Source organism: Micromonospora parastrephiae, assembly GCF_016802865.1.
GTDB lineage: Bacteria > Actinomycetota > Actinomycetes > Mycobacteriales > Micromonosporaceae > Micromonospora > Micromonospora parastrephiae.
Window position 1 is genome coordinate 1 of record NZ_JAEVHM010000099.1, and the last position, 21,675, is coordinate 21,675.

Genomic DNA, 21,675 nt, shown 5'->3' on the forward strand with positions numbered 1-21,675 from the left:
CGGCAGGCCGGTGGAGTCGGTGACCCAGCAGCGCGGCCCCCGGCTGTCCCGCCTCGGCGCGGCGACGCTGCGCCTCGGCCAGCGGGGTGCCGGTGGGCACCGGCCAGACCGGTCGGGCCAGCCGGGACAGGTCGATCAGCGGGAACCGGCGGCTGACCCGGGCGGCGCGGATGGCCTGCCCGGCGCCCCGCCACAGGGTGAGGGCGACCAGCAGCATCAGCGGCAGCGCCAACGGCGCGAGGTAGTCGGCGAGGGTGAGCAGCAGGACCAGGGCGGCGGTGCCGACGGCGACCACCCGGCCCGCCCAGCCGGCGACCTCGGTGCCCCGGTGCCGGTCGCGGGTCAGCCCCCACACCAGGGCGCGCAGCGCCCGGCCACCGTCCAGCGGCAGTCCGGGCAGGATGTTGAACACCGCGACGATGACGTTGCTCACGGCGAGTTGCAGGGCGAGCTGGTGGGCCACGGTCCGTTCGGGCAGCGCGATCGTGGCGGCGACCGCGAGGACGCCGAGCACCGCGGAGACCGCCGGGCCGGCCAGCGACACCAGCAGGTCGACCCGGGGGGACGGGGCGTCGCGGTCCATCTCGGTGTAGCCGCCGAGCAACTCCAGGGTGATGCCGCGCACACCGATGCCGTAGCGCCGGGCGGTGAGCGCGTGGCCCAGCTCGTGCAGCAGCACCGAGCCGAGCAGCGACACCACGAACCCGAAGCCGATCAGATAGCCGGCGAGCTGCGGCAGGTCCAGTTGGCGGCGGGCGAACTCGGCGTACAGCACGGCGATCAGCGCCGCGAGCAGGACCATCGAGCCGTTGAGGTGCAGCGGCACCCCGAACACCCGGCCCACGTTCAGGCCGGGACGCCGGTCGGGTCGGCGCGGCGGCCGGGATGTCTGCTCCATCGGCACGATGCTACGGACCGGCGGTGCCCGGGGCGGGCGGCGGTCGGTGTCACACCGGTGCCCTAACCTTTGCCGACATGACGGCGGAACCGGTCACCACCACCCAGTCCCCCCTACCGGCGCAGGCCCCGCCGACGGTGCGGGCGTCGCTGTCCCCGTCGCGGGCGGCGGACTTCAAGACCTGCCCCCTGCTCTACCGGTTCCGCAGCATCGACCGGCTGCCCGAGCGCACCACCATCGAGCAGGCCCGGGGCACACTGGTGCACGCGGTGTTGGAGCGCCTGTTTGACCTCCCGGCCGCCAGTCGCACGCCGGCGGCGCCGGTGACCTGGTGGCTCCCCAGTGGGACCGGCTCGTCACCGAACAGCCGGACCTGGCCGCGATCTTCGAAGGCGCGGAGCCGGCCGGGCCGGTGGAGTTCCTGCGCTCGGCGGCCGGGCTGCTGGAGGGCTACTTCGCGGTGGAGGACCCGACCCGTCTGGAGCCGGCCGAGCGGGAGAGTCTGATCTCGGCGGTGGTCGACGAGGAGCTGCTGATCCGGGGTTACCTCGACCGGCTCGACGTGGCCCCGGACGGCGCTCTGCGGGTGGTCGACTACAAGACCGGTGGCGCTCCGCGGGAGGCGTTCGAGGCTCGGGCGCTGTTCCAGTTGAAGTTCTACGCGCTGGTGTTGTGGCGCACCCGGGGCGTGGTGCCCCGGGTGCTGCGGCTGCTCTACCTGCGCGACGCCGAGGTGTTGGACTACACGCCGGACGCCGACGAGCTGGTCCGCTTCGAGCGCACGGTCGTGGCGCTGTGGCGGGCGATCGAGCAGGCCACCGCCCGACAGGATTTCCGGCCCCGGCCGAGCCGGCTCTGCGACTGGTGCAGCCACCAGGCGCTGTGCCCGACCTTCGGCGGCACCCCGCCGCCGTTCCCGGTCGCGTTGGCGGGCGCCGACCCGCTGCGCGACGCCCGGTCCGCTCCGGTGACGCCCGGCGCCGACGAGTGACCCGCCCGTCGCGCGTCGTCGATCAGACGGCGTGCGGCGTGCGCTGAGCCCGCTTCCGTCGCTTTCCGTGCGTGCGGCCGGCGACACCCGACCGAATCGGTGCCGCGCCGATCGGGACACAGCACCGTCTCCGTCTCTACGGTGGTCCACGACGCACCGGCCGGTACGCGAAGATGACCGGTGCGGCAGCACGACGCCGGCGGGGACGGGAGACGAGATGACCGAACGGGCGGCCTCGGCGCGGCCGGTGCGGATCCTGCTCGCCGACGACCAACCCCTGCTGCGCACCGGCTTCCGGATGGTGCTCGGCACCGAGGCGGACCTGGACGTGGTGGCGGAGGCCGGCGACGGCGTGGAGGCGGTGGAGCTGTCCCGCCGGCTGCTGCCCGACGTCGTCCTGATGGACATCCGCATGCCCCGGATGGACGGGGTGGCCGCGACCCGGGCGATCGTCGACGCCCGGCTGCCGGTGCGGGTGCTGGTGCTGACCACGTTCGATCTGGACGAGTACGTGGTGGGCGCGTTACGGGCCGGGGCCAGCGGGTTCCTGGCCAAGGACGTGCCGGCCGAGGAGCTCGTCGCGGCGATCCGGACGGTCGCCGGCGGGGACGCGGTGGTGACGCCGCGGATCCTGCGGCGTCTGCTGGACCGCTTCGCCGAACTGCTGCCCGACCCGGCGCAGACGCCGTCGGCGGCGCTCGACGCGCTCACCGACCGGGAACGCGAGGTGCTGGTGCAGGTGGCGCGCGGGCTGTCCAACGCCGAGATCGCCGCGGTGTTGTCGGTGAGCGAGACCACCATCAAGACCCACGTCGGGCATCTGCTGACCAAGCTGCGGCTGCGCGACCGGGTGCAGGCGGTGGTGCTGGCGTACGAGTCGGGGCTGGTCCGCCCTCGGGCGTAGCCGCGACGGGCCGGAATACCCCACCCGGCGTACCGGAAGATCCCTCCGTGGGGGGACGGCCGCCGTTGCCCCCGTCACCTACCGTGACCGGTGACGGCCCGGCGCGGTTGACCCTCCTGTGACGTGAGGGGGAAGGGTCGGCAGCGGGCTCGTTCGCCCGCCGGGTCAGGGGCAACCCTGATCCGACATGGGGGTGCACCCGCAGCGGGAAATCCGCGCGGCGTCCCCCCACGGGCGGACGGGACGGGCGTGTGCGGCACCGATGATTGAACAGTCACGCCGGACCATCGGGGGGCGGCGTGCATTTTCGGACAGACGGAAGAGGTAGATGACGTGACCGCGACGGTAGGCCAGCAGGCGCAGGCCGCGGCCCGGGCGAACGACGTGTGGAAGGTGTACGGCAGCGGCGAGGCTCAGGTCATCGCGCTGCGGGGGGTCAGCGCCGAGTTCGAACGAGGCCGCTTCACCGCGATCATGGGCCCGTCGGGTTCCGGCAAGTCGACGCTGATGCACTGCCTGGCCGGCCTGGACTCGGTGACCCGGGGGACGGTGGCGATCGGTGAGACGACGGTCACCGGGCTGGGCGACGGCGGGTTGACGAAGCTGCGCCGCGACAAGGTCGGGTTCATCTTCCAGCAGTTCAACCTGCTGCCCACGCTCACCGCCAAGGAGAACATCCTGCTGCCGTTGTCGATCGCCGGGCGCAAGCCGGACCCGGCCTGGTACGACACGGTGATCGACACGGTGGGCCTGCGGGACCGGTTGGACCACCGGCCGGCGCAGCTCTCCGGTGGGCAGCAGCAGCGGGTGGCGTGCGCGCGGGCGCTGGTCTCCCGCCCCGAGGTGATCTTCGCCGACGAGCCGACCGGCAACCTGGACTCGCGCTCCGGCGCGGAGGTGCTCGGCTTCCTGCGTAACTCGGTACGCGAGCACGGCCAGACCATCGTGATGGTCACCCACGACCCGACCGCCGCCGCGTACGCCGACCGGGTGGTCTTCCTCGCCGACGGGCAGATCGTGTCGGAGCTGATCGAGCCGACGGCCGACACGGTGCTGGACACCATGAAGAAGCTGGACACTCCGGCCGAGGTGGGCAGCTGATGTTCCGGGCGACACTGAAGAGTTTGCTGGCCCGCAAGGTCCGGCTGATCCTGTCCGGGTTGGCGGTGGTGCTCGGGGTCATGTTCGTCTCCGGCGCGTTCGTGCTCACCGACACGCTGGGTCGTTCCTTCGACTCGGTCTTCGCCGACGGCTTCTCCGAGATCGACGTGAACGTCGCGGCGAAGCCGAAGGTGGAGCTCAGCGAGATGGAGGGCGAGCAGACCGCCGCCCCGCTGCCGGCCGCCGTGGTGGACCGGGTCAGGCAGGTGCCGGGGGTGGCCTCGGCGACGGGCGTCGTCAACGCCGACGGCGCCCGGGTGATCGGCAGCAACGGCAAGGTCGTCACGTCGTTCGGTCCGCCGCAGCTGGGCGAGAACTGGACCGGGGAGAGCGACCTGCTGAAGCTGCGCGAGGGGCGCGCTCCGCAGGCCGACGACGAGATCGTCATCAACAAGGGGCTGGCTACGGCCGCGAAGGTGCAGGTCGGCCAGAAGGTCGGCGTGCTCACCGCGTTCGAGTCGAAGAAGCGGGACTTCACGCTGGTCGGCGTCTTCGGTTACAGCGGTGACCGGGACTCGATCGGTGGGGTCAACGAGGTCTACTTCACCACGCCGGTGGCGCAACGGCTGATGCTGGGCGCGCCGGACGCGTTCAGCAGCATCACCGTCCAGGCCGCCGACGGGGTCTCCGACGAGAAGCTGCGCGACGACGTGGGCCGCACCCTCGGCGCGGACTACGAGGTGAAGACGGGCGAGCAGGTGGCCGCGGACGCCTCGGCCAGCCTGAAGGAGGGCCTGTCCTTCTTCAACAAGATCCTGCTCGGCTTCGCCGCGGTGGCGCTGCTGGTGGGCACCTTCCTGATCCTCAACACCTTCTCCATCATCGTGGCGCAGCGCACCCGGGAGTTGGCGCTGATGCGCGCCATCGGGGCGAGTGGCCGCCAGATCATCGGTTCGGTGGTGTTGGAGGCCATCGCGGTCGGCCTGATCGCGTCGGTGCTCGGCCTGGCCGCCGGCATCGGGGTGGGCGCACTGCTGGCGTTCCTGTTCGGCAAGCTTGCCGGTGGGCTCACCCTCGCCGGGATCGGTGTGCCGGCGGCGGCGGTGATCGGCTCGTTCGCCGTCGGTCTGGTGATCACGGTGGTGGCGGCGCTGCTGCCGGCGCTGCGGGCGTCCCGGATCCCGCCGATCGCGGCGATGCAGGACGTGGCCACCCCGGACCGCCCGTTGACGAAGGTCACGATCGCCGGGTCGCTGGTCACCGGCATCGGCGCGGTGCTGCTCTTCCTCGGGCTCAGCGGCAACGCCGGCGGCCAGACCCTGGCCACCATCCTCGGCGGGGTGCTGTTCGCCTTCATCGGCGTGGCGCTGCTGACTCCGCTGATCAGCCGGCCGGTGGTGAGCCTGCTCGGCGTGATCTTCTCCTGGTCGGTGCCGGGCAAGCTGGGCCGGCTCAACTCCGGACGCAACCCGCGCCGCACCGCGATCACCGCCGCCGCGCTGATGGTCGGCATCGCGCTGGTCACCGGCGTCACGGTGATCCTCGACTCGGCCAAGGGCAGCATCAGCGCGCTCGCCCAGGACACCATCAAGGCCGAGCTGGTGATCTCCGGGCAGCAGGGCGGCCCGCGTCCGCCGAGCTTCGACCCTGGTGTGCTGGACCAGGCGAAGGCGCTGCCCGGCGTGCGGCTGGTCGACGGCGAGTACGGCGACATGGCGAAGCTCGACGGCAAGAGCACCTGGGTCGCGGCGAGCAGTGACATCGCGTCGCTACGGCAGATCTTCGGGGCGAAGGCCACCGCCGGTGACATCGACCGGCTCGGGCCGACCCAGATGCTGGCCAGCTCGGACGAGGCCACCGCCCGTGGCTGGTCGGTGGGTTCGACGGTCAAGGTGCAGCCGACCCGGGGTGAGGTGCGGACGTACACGATCAGCGGCATCTACGAGTCGTCCCAGCTGACCAACCCGGTGACGTTGCCCGTGCAGGCCGCGAAGGACTTCACCATCCCGCAGCCCATCCAGGGCTTCATCCAGCTCGCCCCCGGTGCCCGGGTCGCCGACGTGCAGCCCCAGGTGGAGACGCTGCTGGCGGACAGCCCGGAGGTGTCGGTGGCCGACCGGGACGCGTTCATCAAGCAGCAGACCGGTCAGCTCGACGGGCTGCTCACGATGATCCAGATCCTGCTCGCGCTGGCCATCGTGATCGCCGTGCTCGGCATCATCAACACCCTGGCGCTGTCGGTGCTGGAGCGGACCCGCGAGTTGGGTCTGCTGCGGGCGATCGGCCTGCGCCGTGGCCAGACCATGGGCATGATCACCGTGGAGGCGGTGGTGATCTCGGTGTTCGGCGCGCTGCTCGGCGTGGCGGTCGGCACCGGCCTCGGCGCCGCCGTGGTCGAGGCGCTCAAGGACGAGGGCATCACCGACCTGATCCTGCCGTGGGGGCAGATGGGTGTCTTCCTCGGCCTCGCCGCCATCATCGGCGTGGTGGCCGCGGTGCTCCCGGCCGTGCGGGCGGCCCGGATCAACGTCCTGGGCGCCATCGCCCACGACTGAGCAGGCAGGAAAAGGGCCCCTGCTGACGCGCACGCGTCAGCAGGGGCCCTTTCGTCTCAGGCTGCGGCCCGGTCGGCCAGCAGGGTCTCGAGCAGCTCCAGGTCGGCGTCGGTCAGGCTCTCCAGCTGGTGTACGCCGACCGTGCTCGGAAGCGCGACCTCCGCCGGTACGGCCAGCACCACCGCGCCGGAGGCGAGCGCGCTGGCCACCCCGGTCGGCGAGTCCTCGATCGCGACGCAGCGCTCGATCGGCACGCCCAGCAGCCGGGCGGCGGTCAGGTAGGGCTCGGGGTGCGGCTTGACCGCCACCACCTCGTCGCCGGCGACCACCGTGTCGAAGTTGTCCCGACCCAGGGTGTCCAGGGCGATCTCGACCAGCGCCCGAGGGCTGGAGGTGACCAGCGCGGTGGGGATTCCCGCCGCGCGGACCGCGCGCAGCAGGGCGAACGCCCCCGGCCGCCACCGCAGACCGGTGCGGAACAGCTCCAGGATCCGGGCGTTGATCCATGCCGCGCTGAACTCCGGATCCCGTTCGGGCTGCCGCAGGTCGTCGTGCAGGATGCGCATGGACTCGGCCATGGCGGTGCCGATGATCGACCGGCGGGCGTCGGCGGAGAGCTCCCCGCCGTACTCCCGGGCGAGTTCCTGCAACGCGACGTCCCACAGCTTCTCGCTGTCGACCAGCGTGCCGTCCATGTCGAAGAGCACGGCGGCGGGGTGATGGCTGCTCAGCGGATCCTCCAGGGTCGTGGCGACACCGGCGATCCTGCCAGCACCATCCGCGGCCGGTGGCGGCAACGGGCGCCGGGGTGACCCGGGCAACCCGCTCAGCCCAGGTCGCACTCCTTGAGGGAACGCTCGTAGCCGCGGAAGAACATGTCGGTGCGCTGCTCGGCGGTGCCGTGCGCCCCTTCGGCGAACCACGGCTGGTCCGGGTCGTCGCCGACCGCCGCCACCCCCTCCCGGAACTCGTCCAGGTCGCCCTCCGCGAGCCTCAGGGCGCCGGAGCGCACCGAGTCGCCGAGGTACGCCCCGGCCATGCAGTCGGCCTGCAACTCCTGCTGGATGGTGAAGCTGTAGTTGATGCCGAGGCGCACCTGGATGCCGTGGGCGTACTCGTGGCCGAGCAGGTAGAACACGAACGCGTCACCGACCTGGCGGAACGCCCCCACCGACCAGGCGACGTCGTACGCGATGAAGTCGCCCCGCGAGCAGTAGACCGCGTTGTTGCGCGGAAGCGGCTGCCCGCCGCAGGACACCTCGCCGGCCCGCTGGTACGGGGTGATCCGCCGGACGGGTTGGAAGCGCTGCCCGGACGCCTTGAACTGGGCCGCCCAGTACCGTTCGGCGATGTCCTGCGCGTCGGCGACGTCCTGCTCGAACTCGGCCACGCTGGTGGTGCTGTCGGCACGCGTGGTGCCCGGTGAGGCGGCCGGCCGGCTCGCCCCCGGTCGTTCACCCTCCGGCTCGGCCAGCCCGCCGCCGGCGCAGGCGAGCGACACCAGCGCCGCGACCAGCAGGCCCGCCAGCGGACCCCGGGCGTCGCGTCCTGACCGTGCCCCCACTGTGCCTCCCCAGACATCGGTGCTCACGCCAGGCAGTACCCCGACGGTACGACCGTCACGCCCATCACCGGATGCACGCGCAGCGGGGCCGGACGGTTCACGGGCGGCTTCACGCCGCTGCCGCTGGCGGCCACAATGGCCCGGGCGGGTGTGGCCGCCCGCCGAGGAGGGTCGCGATGCACGAGCTGGGCAGTCGCCTCCGACGTCAGCCGGCGCCGGCGCACGTCGTGTGGCGGTCGCTGCGCGACCCGTACGAGGCCGGCAGCCGGCCCTGGCTGGAGTTGCGCGACGACGAGGTGCCGCCCCGGGTGGTGGCGGGTTACGCGCCGGTGCTGCTGGTGTGGTCGTCGCTGTGGCCGCACCGGCCACTGGACCGGATCCGCTTCGACCTGACCTCCGGGCCGCCCGGCCAGGACTGCGCCCTGCGCTGGACGCTCACCACCGACGGGGACCTGCCGAGCGAGAGCACCCTCGGCTACCTGCGACACCGACTCAACTATCTGGTCAACAACCGCCTCCGCCTGTCCTACGGCCAGTGAACCCTCGGTGATCAAGAGGTTGGCGTCATTCCGTACGACGTGTCGTGACGGGAACCTCTTGATCAACAGCTGGCCGACGAGCTTCGGGAAGGGTCAGGGGCTGGCGGCCAGGAAGACGAAGGCGGCCAGCAACACCAGGTGCACGCCGCCCTGCAACACGTTGGCCCGGCCGGGCACGACGGTCAGCACGCCGGTCACCGCGGTGAGCGCGAGCAGCGCGAGCTGGGTGCCGCCGAGGCCGAGCAGCAACGGGCCGTCCAGCCAGATCGAGGCGATGGCGATGGCCGGGATGGTCAGGCCGATGCTGGCCATCGCGGAGCCGAGCGCGAGATTGAGGCTGATCTGCACCCGGTCGCGGCGGGCGGCGCGGGCGGCGGCCAGGGTCTCCGGCAGCAGCACCAGCAGGGCGATGATCACGCCGACGAACGCGTGCGGCAGGTTCGCCGCCGCCACCCCGGCCTCGATGGTCGGGGAGACGGTCTTGGCGTCGCCGACCACCGCGACCAGTGCCACCAGCAGCAGGCCCAGGCTGACCAGGGCGGCGCGGGTCGTCGGCGGCTCGGCGTGTTCCTCCGCGTCGATGACCTGGCCACGACTGTCGACCGGAAGGAAGTAGTCGCGATGCCGGCCGGTCTGCACCAGCACGAACAGCCCGTACAGGGCCAGCGAGGCGACGGCGGCGAAGGCGAGCTGGGCCGGGCTGAACTCCGGGCCGGGCCGGGCCGTGGTGAAGGTCGGAATGACGAGGCTCAGCGTGGCCAGGGTGATCACGGTGGCCAGCGCCCCGCCGGTGCCCTCGGGGTTGAACACCGCGACGCGCCGGCGCAGCGCCCCGAGCAGCAGGGACAGACCGAGGATCCCATTTCAGGTGATCATGACGGCGGCGAAGACGGTGTCGCGGGCGAGCGACTGGGTCTTCTCCGGCCCACTGATCATCAGCGTGACGATCAGGGCGACTTCGATGACGGTGACCGCAACCGCCAGCACCAGTGAGCCGTACGGCTCCCCCACCCGGTGGGCGACGACCTCGGCGTGGTGCACGGCCGCGAGCACCGCTCCGCCCAGCAGCGCCGCGACCACCACGACGACGGGACCGGGAAGTTCTCGTCCCCAGGTGACGAGCAGCATCAGTACCGCGAGCACAGGTACGGCAACGGTCCAGTCGGTCAGGCGGGATCGAAGCGAGGCTGGCATGGCGTCAAGAGTGCCAGGTCACGTGATCATGCGCCCAGCATCGACGCAGCGCGCGCGGACGGCCGAGGAGGCCGCGCCGCACGCCTAGGGGCCGGTTTCGCGCCGCAGCTTCGCGAACTCGGCGGTCAACGCCGGCAGCGGGAAATGCGCGTTGAGGCCACTGGGATTGGGCAGCACCCATACCCGGGCCGGGCCCAGCCGGTCCGGCTGCGGACCCAGCCCAGCCGTCGGCCGGGCGAAGGCGATCCGGTACGCGGTCACCCCGAGGATCGCCACCCAGCCCGGCCGGTACCGCTCCGCCTTCACCGCCAACCCGGTGACCCCGGCCACCAGCTCCGCCGAGGTCAGCTCGGCGGCGCGGGCGGTGGCCCGATTGCTGAGGCTGGTGATGCCCAGGCCCTGCCGCAGCAGCTCGTCCCCCTCCCACGAGTGCAGCTCACGGTCGGTGAAGCCGGCACCGTGCAGGGCCGGCCAGAAGCGGCTGCCCCGGCGGGCGAAGGGCTCCCCCACCGCGGCGGAGTAGAGACCGGGGTTGAAGCCACAGAACAGCACACGCAGGCCGGGCCCGATCACGTCCGGCAGGCCCCGGCCGACGGCCGCCGCGACCTCCTGGCGGGTCGGCCGCCGCGCCGGCCCCGCACGCTCCGCCTCCACCCCACCGATCCTGCCGTACGACCGGACGCCGGACCCGGCGTGCGCCGCCGATGACGACTTGAAATCCTCAACGGATGCAGCCAACCGACCACCTTGCCGCCAGCCGTTACGCGCGGATGCGCTGGAACACTCCCCTGTCCGAGGAGCACGCGGCGTTGCTGCTGCGGCGACTCGACGTACGCCCCGGCGCGCGGGTGCTCGACCTCGGCTGCGGCTGGGGTGAGCTGCTGCTCAGGGCGGTCGCCGCCGGTGGCGTGTCCGGCCCGCTCGCCACCAGGGGCGTCGGCGTCGACACCGACGACGCGGCACTGGCCCGGGGACGGCGGCTGGCCACCGGCCGGTCCCTGAACCGGCACGTCGCGTTCGTGATGGGCGAGGCGGCGGCCTGGCAGGAGCCCGCCGACCGGGTCCTGTGCATCGGCTCGGCGCACGCCTTCGGTGGCACCGGCGCCGCTCTCGACGCGCTCGCCACCGTGGTCCGGCCCGGAGGCCGGCTGCTGTTCGGCGACGCCTACTGGGAACGCCCACCGACCCCGCAGGCCGAGCAGATCTTCGGAACCGAGGTCACGGCTCTCGCGGGTCTCGTCGAGGCCGCCCGCGAGCGCGGCTGGCGGGTGCTGCACCTGAGCACCGCCGACCAGCGTGAATGGGACGACTTCGAGTCCACCTGGCTCGCTGGGCGACAGGAGTGGCTGCTCACGTACCCCGAAGACCCCCGCGCGGCCGAGGTCCGCGCGGAGCTCGACGACCGGCTGCGCCAGTACGTCGACACCTACCGTGGGCTTCTCGGCCTGGCCTACCTCGTCCTCGGTCGCTGACTCGCGCAGCGGTGACGTCACCGCTCGGGAGCCTTCGACACCGGCGCGGCACGCTCCCGTGGCTTGCCCGGGAACCCGCCTCCCGAGGCGCCCCGGCCGCCCGGTTCCAGCCTGTGGAAGCGAACGATCGTGGGCTTGACGGGGCGTAGACATCGGAGGTTTACTGCGTCAACGATGCCAGTCGATGTATTTCGGCCGTCCACACTGGTCGGTCCGGATCGTCGGCGGGCCCACCGCACCAACCGACAGCACCACACCGTCCCGCACCACCTCAGCCGAGCATCGGCGGCCCGGCTTCCGCACCACCGCCACCCTGGCCCCTGGCGTGCCCGCGTGCACGCCCCGGGGGTCGACGCTCAGCAGAGGAGCACGAGCATGCGTTCCCGTTCCCGCGTGTTGGCATTCATCACCGGCCTGGCCGTGTTGTTGACCAGCCTGGTCGCCCTGCCGACCCCGGCCTCGGCGGCACCGCTGACCAAGGTCCTGGTGTTCAGCAAGACCGCTGGCTTCCGGCACTCGTCCATCCCGAACGGCATCGCCGCGATCCAGCAGCTCGGCGCCGCCAACGGCTTCACCGTGACCTCGACCGAGGACGCCGCCCAGTTCACCACCTCCAACCTGGCCCAGTACCAGGCGGTGGTCTTCCTGTCGACGACCGGCGACGTTCTCAACGCCAGTCAGCAGACGGCCTTCGAGTCGTACGTCGCCGCCGGCGGCGGGTACGTCGGCGTGCACGCCGCCGCCGACACCGAGTACAGCTGGCCGTGGTACGGCGGGCTGGTCGGCGCGTGGTTCGACTCGCACCCGGCGATCCAGTCCGCCACCGTGCGGATCGAGGACCGGACGAACCCGTCCACCGCCCACCTGAGCGACACCTGGGTCCGCACCGACGAGTGGTACAACTACCGCACCAACCCCCGGTCGAGCGTGCGGGTCCTCGCCAGCCTCGACGAGTCGTCGTACAGCGGCGGCAACATGGGCGGCGACCACCCGATCACCTGGTGCAAGGCGTACGGCGGCGGGCGGGCCTGGTACACGGGCCTCGGGCACACCGAGGCGTCGTACACCGACCCGAACTTCACCCAGATGCTGCTCGGCGGCCTCCGCGTCGCCGCGGGCGCCGTCACGGCCGACTGCTCGCCGCGCACGACCACCCCGCCGCCCAGCGGCTCCAGCCTGCGGGCCCGCGCCAACAACCAGTACGTCAGCGCGCCCAACGCCACCACCGCGCTGATCGCCAACAAGGCCAGCGTCGGCACCACCGAGCGGTTCGACCTGGTCGACCTGGCCAACGGCAACGTGGCGCTGCGCGCCAAGGGCAACGGGCAGTTCGTCGCCGCCGAGAACGCCGGGGCCGCCGCGCTGATCGCCAACCGGGCCACCGCCGGCGCCTGGGAGACCTTCCAGCTCGTCCGCAACTCCGACGGCACGGTGAGCCTGCGGGCCACGGTGAACAACCGCTACGTCGCCGCCGACAACGCGGGCGCCTCCCCGCTGATCGCCAACCGGACCTCCATCGGTCAGTGGGAGAAGTTCGACCTCGTCACCGGCTGACCCCGCTCCGGCCCGCTTCTCACCACCCCCACCTGGCCGTGGTGCGCCCCCGCGCGCCCGTCCCCCGGTCGTCGAGAAAGGACGATCATGCCCTCGTACCCCCGGCGCTGGCCCCGGGCTCTCCTCGCGGCGGTCACCACCGTCGCGAGCGTGACCCTGGCTGTGGCCGCACCGTCCACCGCGCAGGCGGCGGTCATCCCCGCCTCGGACTACCAGCAGGTCAAGCTCGCCACCGGCTCGGCCGAGCTGGGTGAGGCCATGTCCCTGGCCGTCCTGCCCAACCGCTCGGTGCTCCACACCGCCCGCAACGGCGTCCTGCGGGTGACCGACGTGGCCGGCAACACCAAGGTCTCCGGCACCCTGTCGGTCTACACCCACGACGAGGAGGGGTTGCAGGGCGTCGCCGTCGACCCCAACTTCGCCACCAACCGGTGGATCTACCTGTACTACTCGCCCACGTTGAGCACCCCGTCCGGGGACGCCCCGACCACCGGCGCGCAGTCCGACTGGGACCGGTGGAAGGGGCACCTGCGGCTGTCCCGGTTCACCCTCAACAGCGACGACACGCTGAACATGGGCAGCGAGAAGATCGTGCTCCAGGTCGCCAACGACCGTGGGCAGTGCTGCCACGTCGGCGGTGACCTGGACTTCGACGCCGCCGGCAACCTGTACCTGACCACCGGCGACGACACCAACCCGTTCGAGTCGTCCGGCTACGCGCCGCTGGACGAGCGGACCGACCGCAACCCCCAGTTCGACGCCCAGCGCTCGGCGGGCAACACCAACGACCTGCGGGGCAAGGTGCTGCGAATCAAGCCGCAGGCGGACGGCACGTACACGATCCCGGCCGGCAACCTGTTCGCCCCGGGCACGTCCGGCACCCGGCCGGAGATCTACGCGATGGGTCTGCGCAACCCGTTCCGGATGAGCGTCGACAAGGCGACCGGCGTCGTCTACCTCGGCGACTACGGCCCGGACGCGGGGAGCACGAACTCCAGCCGTGGCCCCCAGGGTCAGGTCGAGTTCAACCGCATCACGGCGCCCGGCAACTACGGCTGGCCGTACTGCACGGGCAGCAACACGAGCACGGAAACATACAATGAATACACCTTCCCGTCCGGGCCGTCGCAGTCCAAGTACAACTGCGCGGGCGGGCCGACGAACAACTCGTTCCGCAACACCGGGCTCACCACGCTGCCCGCGGCGAAGCCGGCCTGGATCAAGTACGCCGGCGACTCCGGGTCTCCGTCGGAGTTCGGCAGCGGCTCGGAGTCGCCGATGGGCGGCCCGGTGTACCGGTACGACGCCTCGCTCAACTCCAGCATCAAGTTCCCGGCCTCGCTGAACGGCCAGTTCTTCGCCGGCGAGTACGGCCGCCGGTGGATCAAGGCCATCGCGGTCAACGCCGACGGCACCCGTGGGGAGATCTCCAACTTCCCGTGGTCCGGCACCCAGGTCATGGACATGGCCTTCGGCCCGGACGGTGCGCTCTACGTGCTGGACTACGGCACCGGCTCGAACAACCAGGCGCTCTTCCGGATCGAGTACATCGGTGGTGGCAACCGAAGCCCGATCGCGGTCGCCTCGGCGAACCCCACCTCCGGTCCGAATCCACTGACCGTGGCCTTCTCCTCGGCCGGCAGCTCCGACCCGGAGGGCGGCGCGCTGAGCTACCTGTGGACCTTCGGCGACGGCACCACGTCGACGGCGGCCAACCCCACCAAGACGTACACCACCAACGGCACATACAGCCCGACCCTGAAGGTCACCGACCCGACCGGACTGTCCGGCACGGCGAGTCTGGTCGTCACCGTCGGCAACACCGCGCCGACGGTGACGCTCACCCAGCCCACCGACGGGCAGCTCTTCACCTTCGGTGACACGGTGCCCTACCAGATCTCCGTGAGCGACCCGCAGGACGGCACGATCGACTGCGCCAAGGTGAGCCTCACCTACGCGCTCGGGCACGACAGCCACGCCCACCAGATCACCTCGAAGACCGGATGCAGCGGGACGATCACCGTCCCGACGGACGGCGAGCACGACGCGGCGGCCAACATCTACGGCGTCTTCGACGCCGCCTACACCGACAACGGCGGGCTCACCACGCACAGCATCAGGACTTTGCAACCGAAACACCGCCAGGGTGAGCACTTCGGCGCCCAGTCCGGTGTCCAACTCGCCGACCATGCCAGCGCCGAGGGCGGCCGCACCGCCGGCTTCATCGAGAACAACGACTGGATCTCGTACCAGCCGTACAACCTGGCCAACGCGACCCGGTTCACCGCCCGGGTCTCCTCGGCCGGCGCCGGCGGCACCATCGAGGTCCGCGCCGGATCGGCCACCGGCAGCCTGCTGGGCACCGTCACGGTGCCGGTGACCGGCGGTTGGGACACCTTCACCGACGTGTCCGCCGCCATCACCAACCCGCCCGCCTCGACGACCACCCTGTACCTGGTGTTCAAGGGCGGGTCGGGCAACCTGTTCGACCTCGACGCGTTCACCCTCACCACCGGCACCGGCGGCGGCACCGGAGTGATCAGCCTGCGGGCCCAGATCAACAACCAGTACGTGTCGGCGGTCGGCACCAGTGCTCTGATCGCCAACAAGGCCACCGTCGCGACGACTGAGCAGTTCGACCGGGTCGACGCCGGCAACGGCAACATCGCCCTACGGTCGCGGGCCAACGGGTTGTACGTCTGCGCCGAGAACGCGGGCGCGGAGCCGTTGATCGCGAACCGCACGACGGTCGGACCGTGGGAGACGTTCCAGCTGATCACCAACTCGGACGGGACGGTCGGCCTGCGGGCTCTGGCCAACAACCAGATCGTGGCCGCCGAGAACGCCGGGGCGGCGGCGCTGATCGCCAACCGTACGACGGTCGGATCCTGGGAGAGGTTCACCCTGACCACCGGCTGACGGGTAGCGGGTCCGGCCTGGTCGACGACCAGCGACCCGGTGACCCTCGCGCTGAGCTGCGGGGGTGGCTAGATCGGGAAACGGCCGCGGCGCCACTGCCAGTGGCGGCCGGCCTTGAGGTGCTCGACGACCGCGCGCTGTAGGACGGTGCCGCGCGGCAACTGGTCGAGCGGCGTGGTCAGGGTGCGGAACGCGAACCGCAGCACCTCGACGTCGGCGTCCAGCCCCTCCGGCTCCTCGTAGGGTTCCAGTTCGAACATCCGCTGGAACCGGACGATGTTGGAGTCCTCCGGCAGGTACTCCGACAGCTGCGGGTCGAGCAGCCACGAACCGCAGGAGAACGCCGTGTAGTGCTCGTCGGGAAAGTGGCGCGGGAAGAACGCGCGCGCCTCGTCGAGCGACGCCGCGACCGCCTCCGGGGTCAGCGGCCCCGACTCGGGGATGTGCAGGTCGATGGCGGTGCCGCCGCGCTGGTGCTGTAGCCGGCCCAACTCGTAGACGCCGCCGCGCGCGTGCAGCGTCAGCCAGCTCTGCATGACCGGCCAGCCCTCGCGGCGCATCCGCCGGTCGACCGCGAGGTTGCGGCCCAGGTCGGCGAGGGTCACCCACGACACGGCATCGGCGACGCCGTGGTCGCGGTGGTACTCCCTGACGACGTCGACCAGGGCGAGGTACGCGTACACGTAGAGATGCCGCCAGGCGGGGCCTCGTTCGCGCGGCAGCGCCGGACCGGGCGACAGCCAGCCGTAGCCTCCGAGATCGGCGCGGACCAGCGCGATCGAGCGGTCGAGAAGCCAGCGCAGCTCCGCAGTCCACAACGGAGACCCGGGGCCGGGCCAGCCCGCCATGATCTCGGCGGCGTCGTCCGGTCGCACCGCGAGCCGGTCGAGGATCGCGCCCGCGTCGGCCTTGGCGGGCAGCGGAGCCGACGGCCGGTCACCGGCGAGCCGGTGCACACGCTCGACGTCCTCGACGGGCACCCCGAGCCGGGCGGCGGTGTCGTCCAGATCCACGTCGACGACCCTACCGGCGCGGGCACCTCTGCTGGGGTCCCGAGGATCGAGCCCCAGCCTGCGACTCAGGAGTCCGCGGGCACCCCGGCTTCGAGCTGGCCGATCACCGGCGCGAGGAGGTCGTTGAGTTCCCGAGCCAGCACCACGACAGCCCGACGCGCCGCGGGCGCGACATGGTCCTGCGGACCGCCGGGCGCCGGAGGCAGAGCGTCGAGCGGGACCGGCGCCTCCACCTGGAGCAGCGCGCGCAGATGCGGACTGCGCGTCTGATCCTGCTCCGTCGGTGTCGTGAACTGCCCGAACACCTGGGGCCAGTCCCGCCAACCACGGTCGCGCTGCCACTGCCTGGTCCAGGTGAGTTCGGCCGGCCAGCGGGACACCACCGTCACCGCGCAGACCATGCTGCCGTCCCACGAGCTGCGCGTGCAGGTCGCCGACACGATCCGCCGATGCCAGCGGACGAAGCCGGGCGACAGCTCGCTGGCCACCCGCCAGGCCGTCGCCGCGAACGCGACGGGCGCGATGTCGTCCCAGGTGTCGGCGAACTTGTCGATCCGGGAGAGCACCTCGGCCTCGTACCGGCCCTGCCCGCCGGTGCCGTGCTCGCGGTCGAACTGCTCGTCCACCCAGAAGGCCCGCGGTTCCGGCATCCTCAACCCCGTTTCACGACGATGGCGTCCAGCACCTCGAACCTATGCGACTGTCGAGGTCCGCACGACGCTCTAGACGAAGCCCATCAGCTGTCGGTAGAACTCCGCCAGGGTCCTCGCGTCGGTGCGGTCGAGCACCACCGAACACAGCTTGGGCACGCTCTCCTGGTCACCACGCTCATTCGCCTCCGGATGCCATTCCGGTCGCAGCACACGGCAACCCTCCCGCGGTGGCGGCGATCGTGACTTGACAAGCAGCGGGTTCCTTAGCGGACGATTCGATGTGCGAATTCTCGTGGTGGGTGGCAGTGGTCTGATCGGCGCGCATGTCGCGGACGTGCTGCGCGAGCGAGGTCATGCCGCGACCACGGCGGCGCGAACCGCCCGTCCGGGTGTCGAGCACCTGGTGGATGTCGACTCCGCGTCGGTCGACGACCTGCGGCCGTTGCTCGCCGGCCACGACGGCGTCGTGTACGCCACCCGCACGGACGAGCAGCGCCCGCTGCCCAAGCCGATCTACCCGCAGTTCCACCGCGACAACGTCGAGCCGGTGGTGCGCCTGTTCACCGCCGCTCGCCAGGAAGGTCTCACCCGTGGCGTCGTGATGGGCTCGTACTACACCTACTTCGATCGACTGCATCCGCAGTGGCGGCTCGCCGAGCGTCACACGTACATCCGGTGCCGGGTCGAGCAGGCGCGGGAGGGACGGGCGGCCGCCGGCGGCGACCTGCCGGTCGCCGTACTCGAACTGCCCTTCGTGTTCGGTCGGGCCGGCGACCGGCTCCCGAACTGGGCCGGGCCGCTGGACCGGTGGGCGCGGTCCCGTACACCTCTGGTCGCGCCGACCGGCGGGACCGCCGCGGCGTCGGCGCGCAGCGTGGCCGAGGTCGCGGTGGACGCCCTGGAGCAGGCCCGTGGTGACGACATTCCGGTCGCCGACGAGAACCTCACCTGGGATGACATGATCGGTCGCATCGCCGACGCCGTCGGTCGACGCCGCCGGGTGTCCCGCCTGCCGTCCGGCGCCGCGAAGGCCGCCCTCCGACTCGGCGGCTCGCTACAGGCCCTCGGTGGCAAGGAGTCGGGCGTCAACCCGAGTCACCTGGCCGACCTCCTGCTCGCCGACCTGTTCGTCGAGCCGACGACCGGCCGATCTCTGGACCCGGCGCTGCGCGAGACGTTCCCCGCTGCCTAGCCGTCGAGGCCCGTCACGAAGGCCGGGCCAGGTACGCCGTCTTGGCGTCCGGCGAGAACCCGCAGGCCCGGTAGAAGGCGTGGGTCGCGGGATTACGCGAGCCCGTCATCAGCATCGCCTTGTAGCAGCCCGCGTCCCACGCGGCCTGGAGTGTGCCGGCCATGATCTGCCGACCCAGGCCGGCGCCGCGCCGCGACTCCTCGACGACGACGTTCTCGATGACCGCGTACGGCGACGCCGACCGGGTGAGGTTCGGGATCACGTTGAGGTACGTCGTGGCGACGACGACCCCATCGAGGTCGAGTACGAAGAGACGCAGCGCTGGCGAGCCCAGGATCTGCTGGAAGGCCGCTGCGTCGGATCCGTCTTCCAGCACCGGATCGTCGGGATTGAGTTGCCGGTAGAGGCCGATGATTTGCTCGAAGTCGTCCGGCCCAGCCTCGCGGAACATGCCTGGAGCGTAACTGTTCGGCGGTGGCCAGCATCAACGCCGCCAGCCCGAGGGGTCGATCATGGAGTTGTGGTGCCCGGAACATGGTGAAGGACTAATTTTGTCACCCACCACAACTCCATGATCGACCAAGCTGTCGGGGTGCCGGCACCCTGCGAGTGCTGGCGGTTGAGGGCGGCGGCCGCGAACTCGGTATGACTCGCCGCCCGCGCCCGGGCTCGCCATACCGCTGACATGCCGACGCCCGGGTGATGAGTTGTCGCGCCCGCACCCGTCACACCCGAGGACAGGACACGGTGCGGTGCGGGATGTCGTACTCGGCGAGGTTGGCGAGGTTGGCGCCGAACGTGTTGGTCTCCACACAGTCCGCGCCAGCGGCCAGGTAGGCGTCGTGCACGCCGCGCACGACGTCCGGACGGGTGACGTTGAGGATTTCGTTGCACCCCTCCCGCCCGTCGAAGTCGTCGAGCGTGAGGTCCGCGGCCTGGAGCATGGTGCCCATCGCGCCGTCGGCGACGAGAATCCGATCGGCCAGCACATCCATCAGCGAAGTCCGCACCCGTTCAGGTTAGTGCGGCACCCGCCGAGGCCAGAGGCGCTCGGCAGCCGATCCCATATGCGTCAGCGGGAGCACGCTGTCCGGTTCGTCATCGTCTGGCCGGTCGCTGGAGGGGCCGACCGGCGCGGCCGACGGGCCGCGCCCCCGCTCGGCACGTAGGCTGACGGACGTGAAGGACAACAGCGACGCCGCCGTGCACCACGGCCCGACGACCGGGCGCGGTCCCGGCGACGGCCGCGACGAGCAGGGTGAGGTGACGGCGTGACCGAGTTCGACGGACTGCCGGTGCTGCGGTCCCCGGTGGCCATCGCCGCGTTCGAGGGCTGGAACGACGCCGCCGACGCGTCCACCGCAGCCGTCGAGCACCTGGAGCAGGTGTGGCAGGCCCGGCAGATCACCGAACTGGACCCGGAGGAGTTCTACGACTTCCAGGTCAGCCGACCCACCATCACCATGGCCGACGGGGAGACCCGCCGGGTGGAGTGGCCGACGACCCGGTTCATGGTGGCCAGCCCGGAGGGCACCGAGCGTGACGTGGTGCTGATCCGGGGCATCGAGCCGAGCATGCGTTGGCGGACGTTCTGCGAGCAGGTGCTGGAAATTTGCCACAGCCTCGAGGTGGAACGGGTGGTGCTGCTCGGCGCGTTGCTCGCCGACGTGCCGTACACCCGGCCGTTGCCGATCAGCGGCAGCGCCTCCGACGCGCAGGCCGCGGAGCGCTACCAGCTCACCCCCACCCGCTACGACGGGCCGACCGGCATCGTCGGCGTGCTGCACGACGCCTGCGCCCGCGCCGAGGTGGACGCCGTGTCGTTCTGGGTGCACGTGCCGCACTACGCCAACAACCCGCCCTGCCCGAAGGCCACCCTCGCCCTGCTGCACCGGGTCGAGGAGGTCGTCGACCTGCCGGTGCCGATGGCCGACCTGGCCGAGGAGTCCGCCGAGTGGGAGCAGCGGGTGCGCAGCGCCGCCGAGCAGGACGCCGAGCTCGGCGAGTACGTGCGCGAGTTGGAGGAACGGGTCGGCGACGAGGGCATCACCCCGCTGACCGGTGACGAGATCGCCCAGGAGTTCGAGAAGTACCTACGCCGCCGGGGCGGTTCGGCCGGCCCCACCGCCGGCTCCTGGTAGCACTTTTTCGCTGCGGGCCCTCGGACCTTCTGTGCTCCGGGGGCCCGTTTCGCGTGTCCGGGGTGGCGCCGCCACGCCCTCTAGGGCATCCTAGGAACCTAGATGTGATCAAGGAGGCGGGTGTGCAGATCAACCCCGGCGCGGCCGAGTTCCCCCACCGGCAGATCGCCGCGCAGCTCAAGGCCCAGGTCCGCCGCGGCGACTGGGGACCCGGCGAACGGCTCCCGTCCATCCCGGCCATCGCCGAGATGTTCGGCGTCGCCAAGCAGACCGTGCAACGCGCCGTCGACCAGCTGCGGGTCGAGGGCATCCTGATCACCAAACCCGGCTCCGGTACGTACGTCCGAGGCACCCGGCGCCGACTCAACCGGCTCTCCCGAGGCCGGTACGGCGGCTTCCGCGGCTACCACACCGATCTGGCCGCCCGCTACCGCCAACAACTCGTCTCGGTCGGCCGCTCCCCCGCACCCGCCGAGGTCGCCGACGCGTTCGGGGTGCCCGACGGCACCGACCTGCTCTGCCGCCGCCACCTCGTACGCACCGACGACTCCCCCGTCGAGGTGGGCGCCTCCTGGTTCCTGCCCCGCGACACCGCCGGCACCTCGCTGGAACGCACCGAGGCGTTCGGCCGGCCGCTCTACCAGGAGGCCGAGGAGGCCACCGGCCGGCGGTACGTCTCGGCCACCGACACGATCAGCGCCCGCCAGCCCAGCCGGGAGGAGGCCGAAACCCTCCAGATCCGACCCGACACCCCGGTGCTGCACCTGCTGCACGTCGCGTACGACGCCCACCGCAAACCGATCGAGGTCGCCCAGGCCACCTGGCCCGGCCCCATGACCACCCTCACCGAGGAATACCAGATCCCCGCCCCAACCCCCGACCCGGAACCCGACCCCGGCCTGGTCCTCGGCTGACCCACCCCAACCCGGAGCGCGCCATGCCCCGCGCACCCCGTCGATCATGGAGTTGTGGTGCCCCACAAAAG

17 protein-coding genes and 4 pseudogenes are annotated in these 21,675 nt (G+C 71.6%); 11 read left to right on the forward strand and 10 right to left on the reverse strand.

What is annotated here, in order from left to right:
• A pseudogene (locus tag JNW91_RS19310) lies at window positions 1-835 on the reverse strand (M50 family metallopeptidase); the annotation flags it as partial.
• 140 nt (window positions 836-975) lie between these two features.
• Between JNW91_RS19310 and JNW91_RS19315 the strand changes: the two are divergent.
• The 4 genes and pseudogenes from JNW91_RS19315 to JNW91_RS19330 all read left to right on the forward strand — a co-directional run bounded on the left by JNW91_RS19315 (window position 976) and on the right by JNW91_RS19330 (window position 6,449).
• Window positions 976-1,889, forward strand: a pseudogene (locus tag JNW91_RS19315) (RecB family exonuclease).
• A gap of 217 nt (window positions 1,890-2,106) precedes the next feature.
• Entirely contained in the window at window positions 2,107-2,793 is a 687-nt protein-coding gene (locus JNW91_RS19320; RefSeq protein WP_203176941.1) for a response regulator, read from the forward strand.
• Between the two features lie 333 nt (window positions 2,794-3,126).
• The gene (locus tag JNW91_RS19325; protein WP_203176942.1) at window positions 3,127-3,894 is read left to right on the forward strand and encodes an ABC transporter ATP-binding protein; all 768 of its coding nucleotides are present in this window, start codon (window positions 3,127-3,129) and stop codon (window positions 3,892-3,894) included.
• Complete coding sequence (locus tag JNW91_RS19330; protein ID WP_203176943.1) at window positions 3,894-6,449, forward strand: ABC transporter permease; 2,556 nt, start codon at window positions 3,894-3,896, stop codon at window positions 6,447-6,449. The genes JNW91_RS19325 and JNW91_RS19330 overlap by 1 nt, the downstream gene beginning before the upstream one ends.
• A gap of 56 nt (window positions 6,450-6,505) precedes the next feature.
• On the opposite strand, the gene JNW91_RS19335 is transcribed toward JNW91_RS19330, so the two are convergent.
• On the reverse strand, window positions 6,506-7,156 hold the full coding sequence (locus tag JNW91_RS19335; protein WP_203176956.1) for an HAD family hydrolase: 651 nt from the start codon (window positions 7,154-7,156) through the stop codon (window positions 6,506-6,508).
• A 119-nt stretch (window positions 7,157-7,275) separates the two neighbouring features.
• Entirely contained in the window at window positions 7,276-8,013 is a 738-nt protein-coding gene (locus tag JNW91_RS19340; protein WP_203176944.1) for a neutral zinc metallopeptidase, read from the reverse strand.
• Window positions 8,014-8,189: 176 nt separating this feature from the next.
• Here JNW91_RS19340 and JNW91_RS19345 point away from each other — a divergent pair, with 176 nt between their 5' ends.
• Entirely contained in the window at window positions 8,190-8,552 is a 363-nt protein-coding gene (locus JNW91_RS19345; RefSeq protein WP_203176945.1) for a hypothetical protein, read from the forward strand.
• Between the two features lie 93 nt (window positions 8,553-8,645).
• Here the strand turns inward: JNW91_RS19345 and JNW91_RS19350 are convergent.
• A pseudogene (locus JNW91_RS19350) lies at window positions 8,646-9,746 on the reverse strand (calcium:proton antiporter).
• An 84-nt stretch (window positions 9,747-9,830) separates the two neighbouring features.
• Window positions 9,831-10,400, reverse strand: coding sequence for a G/U mismatch-specific DNA glycosylase (gene mug / locus JNW91_RS19355; RefSeq protein ID WP_203176957.1), 570 nt, complete (start codon window positions 10,398-10,400; stop codon window positions 9,831-9,833).
• Window positions 10,401-10,474: 74 nt separating this feature from the next.
• On the opposite strand from mug, the gene JNW91_RS19360 reads away from it, so the two are divergent.
• From JNW91_RS19360 to JNW91_RS19370, 3 genes are all read left to right on the forward strand, one after another.
• Window positions 10,475-11,218, forward strand: a complete 744-nt coding sequence (locus JNW91_RS19360; protein WP_203176946.1) for an SAM-dependent methyltransferase — start codon at window positions 10,475-10,477, stop codon at window positions 11,216-11,218.
• 375 nt (window positions 11,219-11,593) lie between these two features.
• Window positions 11,594-12,772, forward strand: coding sequence for a ThuA domain-containing protein (locus tag JNW91_RS19365; protein ID WP_203176947.1), 1,179 nt, complete (start codon window positions 11,594-11,596; stop codon window positions 12,770-12,772).
• Window positions 12,773-12,859: 87 nt separating this feature from the next.
• Window positions 12,860-15,691, forward strand: a complete 2,832-nt coding sequence (locus JNW91_RS19370; RefSeq protein WP_203176948.1) for a PQQ-dependent sugar dehydrogenase — start codon at window positions 12,860-12,862, stop codon at window positions 15,689-15,691.
• Window positions 15,692-15,759: 68 nt separating this feature from the next.
• Here JNW91_RS19370 and JNW91_RS19375 read toward each other — a convergent pair whose 3' ends face one another.
• The 3 genes from JNW91_RS19375 to JNW91_RS19385 form a co-directional block, all read right to left on the reverse strand.
• On the reverse strand, window positions 15,760-16,704 hold the full coding sequence (locus JNW91_RS19375) for an acyltransferase domain-containing protein (protein WP_203176949.1): 945 nt from the start codon (window positions 16,702-16,704) through the stop codon (window positions 15,760-15,762).
• A 65-nt stretch (window positions 16,705-16,769) separates the two neighbouring features.
• Complete coding sequence (locus JNW91_RS19380; RefSeq protein ID WP_238425297.1) at window positions 16,770-17,354, reverse strand: hypothetical protein; 585 nt, start codon at window positions 17,352-17,354, stop codon at window positions 16,770-16,772.
• A gap of 72 nt (window positions 17,355-17,426) precedes the next feature.
• Window positions 17,427-17,567 (reverse strand): hypothetical protein, encoded by a 141-nt coding sequence (locus tag JNW91_RS19385; RefSeq protein ID WP_203176951.1) that lies wholly within the window; start codon window positions 17,565-17,567, stop codon window positions 17,427-17,429.
• Between the two features lie 70 nt (window positions 17,568-17,637).
• On the opposite strand from JNW91_RS19385, the gene JNW91_RS19390 reads away from it, so the two are divergent.
• Window positions 17,638-18,549, forward strand: a complete 912-nt coding sequence (locus tag JNW91_RS19390; RefSeq protein ID WP_203176952.1) for an NAD-dependent epimerase/dehydratase family protein — start codon at window positions 17,638-17,640, stop codon at window positions 18,547-18,549.
• Window positions 18,550-18,562: 13 nt separating this feature from the next.
• Here JNW91_RS19390 and JNW91_RS19395 read toward each other — a convergent pair whose 3' ends face one another.
• Complete coding sequence (locus JNW91_RS19395; RefSeq protein ID WP_203176953.1) at window positions 18,563-19,000, reverse strand: GNAT family N-acetyltransferase; 438 nt, start codon at window positions 18,998-19,000, stop codon at window positions 18,563-18,565.
• A gap of 298 nt (window positions 19,001-19,298) precedes the next feature.
• Window positions 19,299-19,544 (reverse strand): annotated as a pseudogene (locus JNW91_RS19400) (homocysteine S-methyltransferase family protein); the annotation flags it as partial.
• Window positions 19,545-19,820: 276 nt separating this feature from the next.
• Here JNW91_RS19400 and JNW91_RS19405 point away from each other — a divergent pair.
• Entirely contained in the window at window positions 19,821-20,690 is an 870-nt protein-coding gene (locus JNW91_RS19405) for a PAC2 family protein (protein ID WP_203176954.1), read from the forward strand.
• A 122-nt stretch (window positions 20,691-20,812) separates the two neighbouring features.
• The gene (locus JNW91_RS19410) at window positions 20,813-21,604 is read left to right on the forward strand and encodes a GntR family transcriptional regulator (RefSeq protein ID WP_203176955.1); all 792 of its coding nucleotides are present in this window, start codon (window positions 20,813-20,815) and stop codon (window positions 21,602-21,604) included.
• The last annotated feature ends 71 nt before the right edge of the window (window positions 21,605-21,675 follow it).

What these genes read in the sequence shown, in the direction of transcription:
- JNW91_RS19320 (WP_203176941.1), top strand. Translation starts at nt 2,107, where the DNA reads ATGACCGAACGGGCGGCCTCGGCGCGGCCGGTGCGGATCCTGCTCGCC.
- JNW91_RS19330 (WP_203176943.1), top strand. Translation starts at nt 3,894, where the DNA reads ATGTTCCGGGCGACACTGAAGAGTTTGCTGGCCCGCAAGGTCCGGCTG.
- JNW91_RS19345 (WP_203176945.1), top strand. Translation starts at nt 8,190, where the DNA reads ATGCACGAGCTGGGCAGTCGCCTCCGACGTCAGCCGGCGCCGGCGCAC.
- JNW91_RS19360 (WP_203176946.1), top strand. Translation starts at nt 10,475, where the DNA reads ATGCAGCCAACCGACCACCTTGCCGCCAGCCGTTACGCGCGGATGCGC.
- JNW91_RS19365 (WP_203176947.1), top strand. Translation starts at nt 11,594, where the DNA reads ATGCGTTCCCGTTCCCGCGTGTTGGCATTCATCACCGGCCTGGCCGTG.
- JNW91_RS19370 (WP_203176948.1), top strand. Translation starts at nt 12,860, where the DNA reads ATGCCCTCGTACCCCCGGCGCTGGCCCCGGGCTCTCCTCGCGGCGGTC.
- JNW91_RS19380 (WP_238425297.1), bottom strand. Translation starts at nt 17,354, where the DNA reads ATGCCGGAACCGCGGGCCTTCTGGGTGGACGAGCAGTTCGACCGCGAG.
- JNW91_RS19395 (WP_203176953.1), bottom strand. Translation starts at nt 19,000, where the DNA reads ATGTTCCGCGAGGCTGGGCCGGACGACTTCGAGCAAATCATCGGCCTC.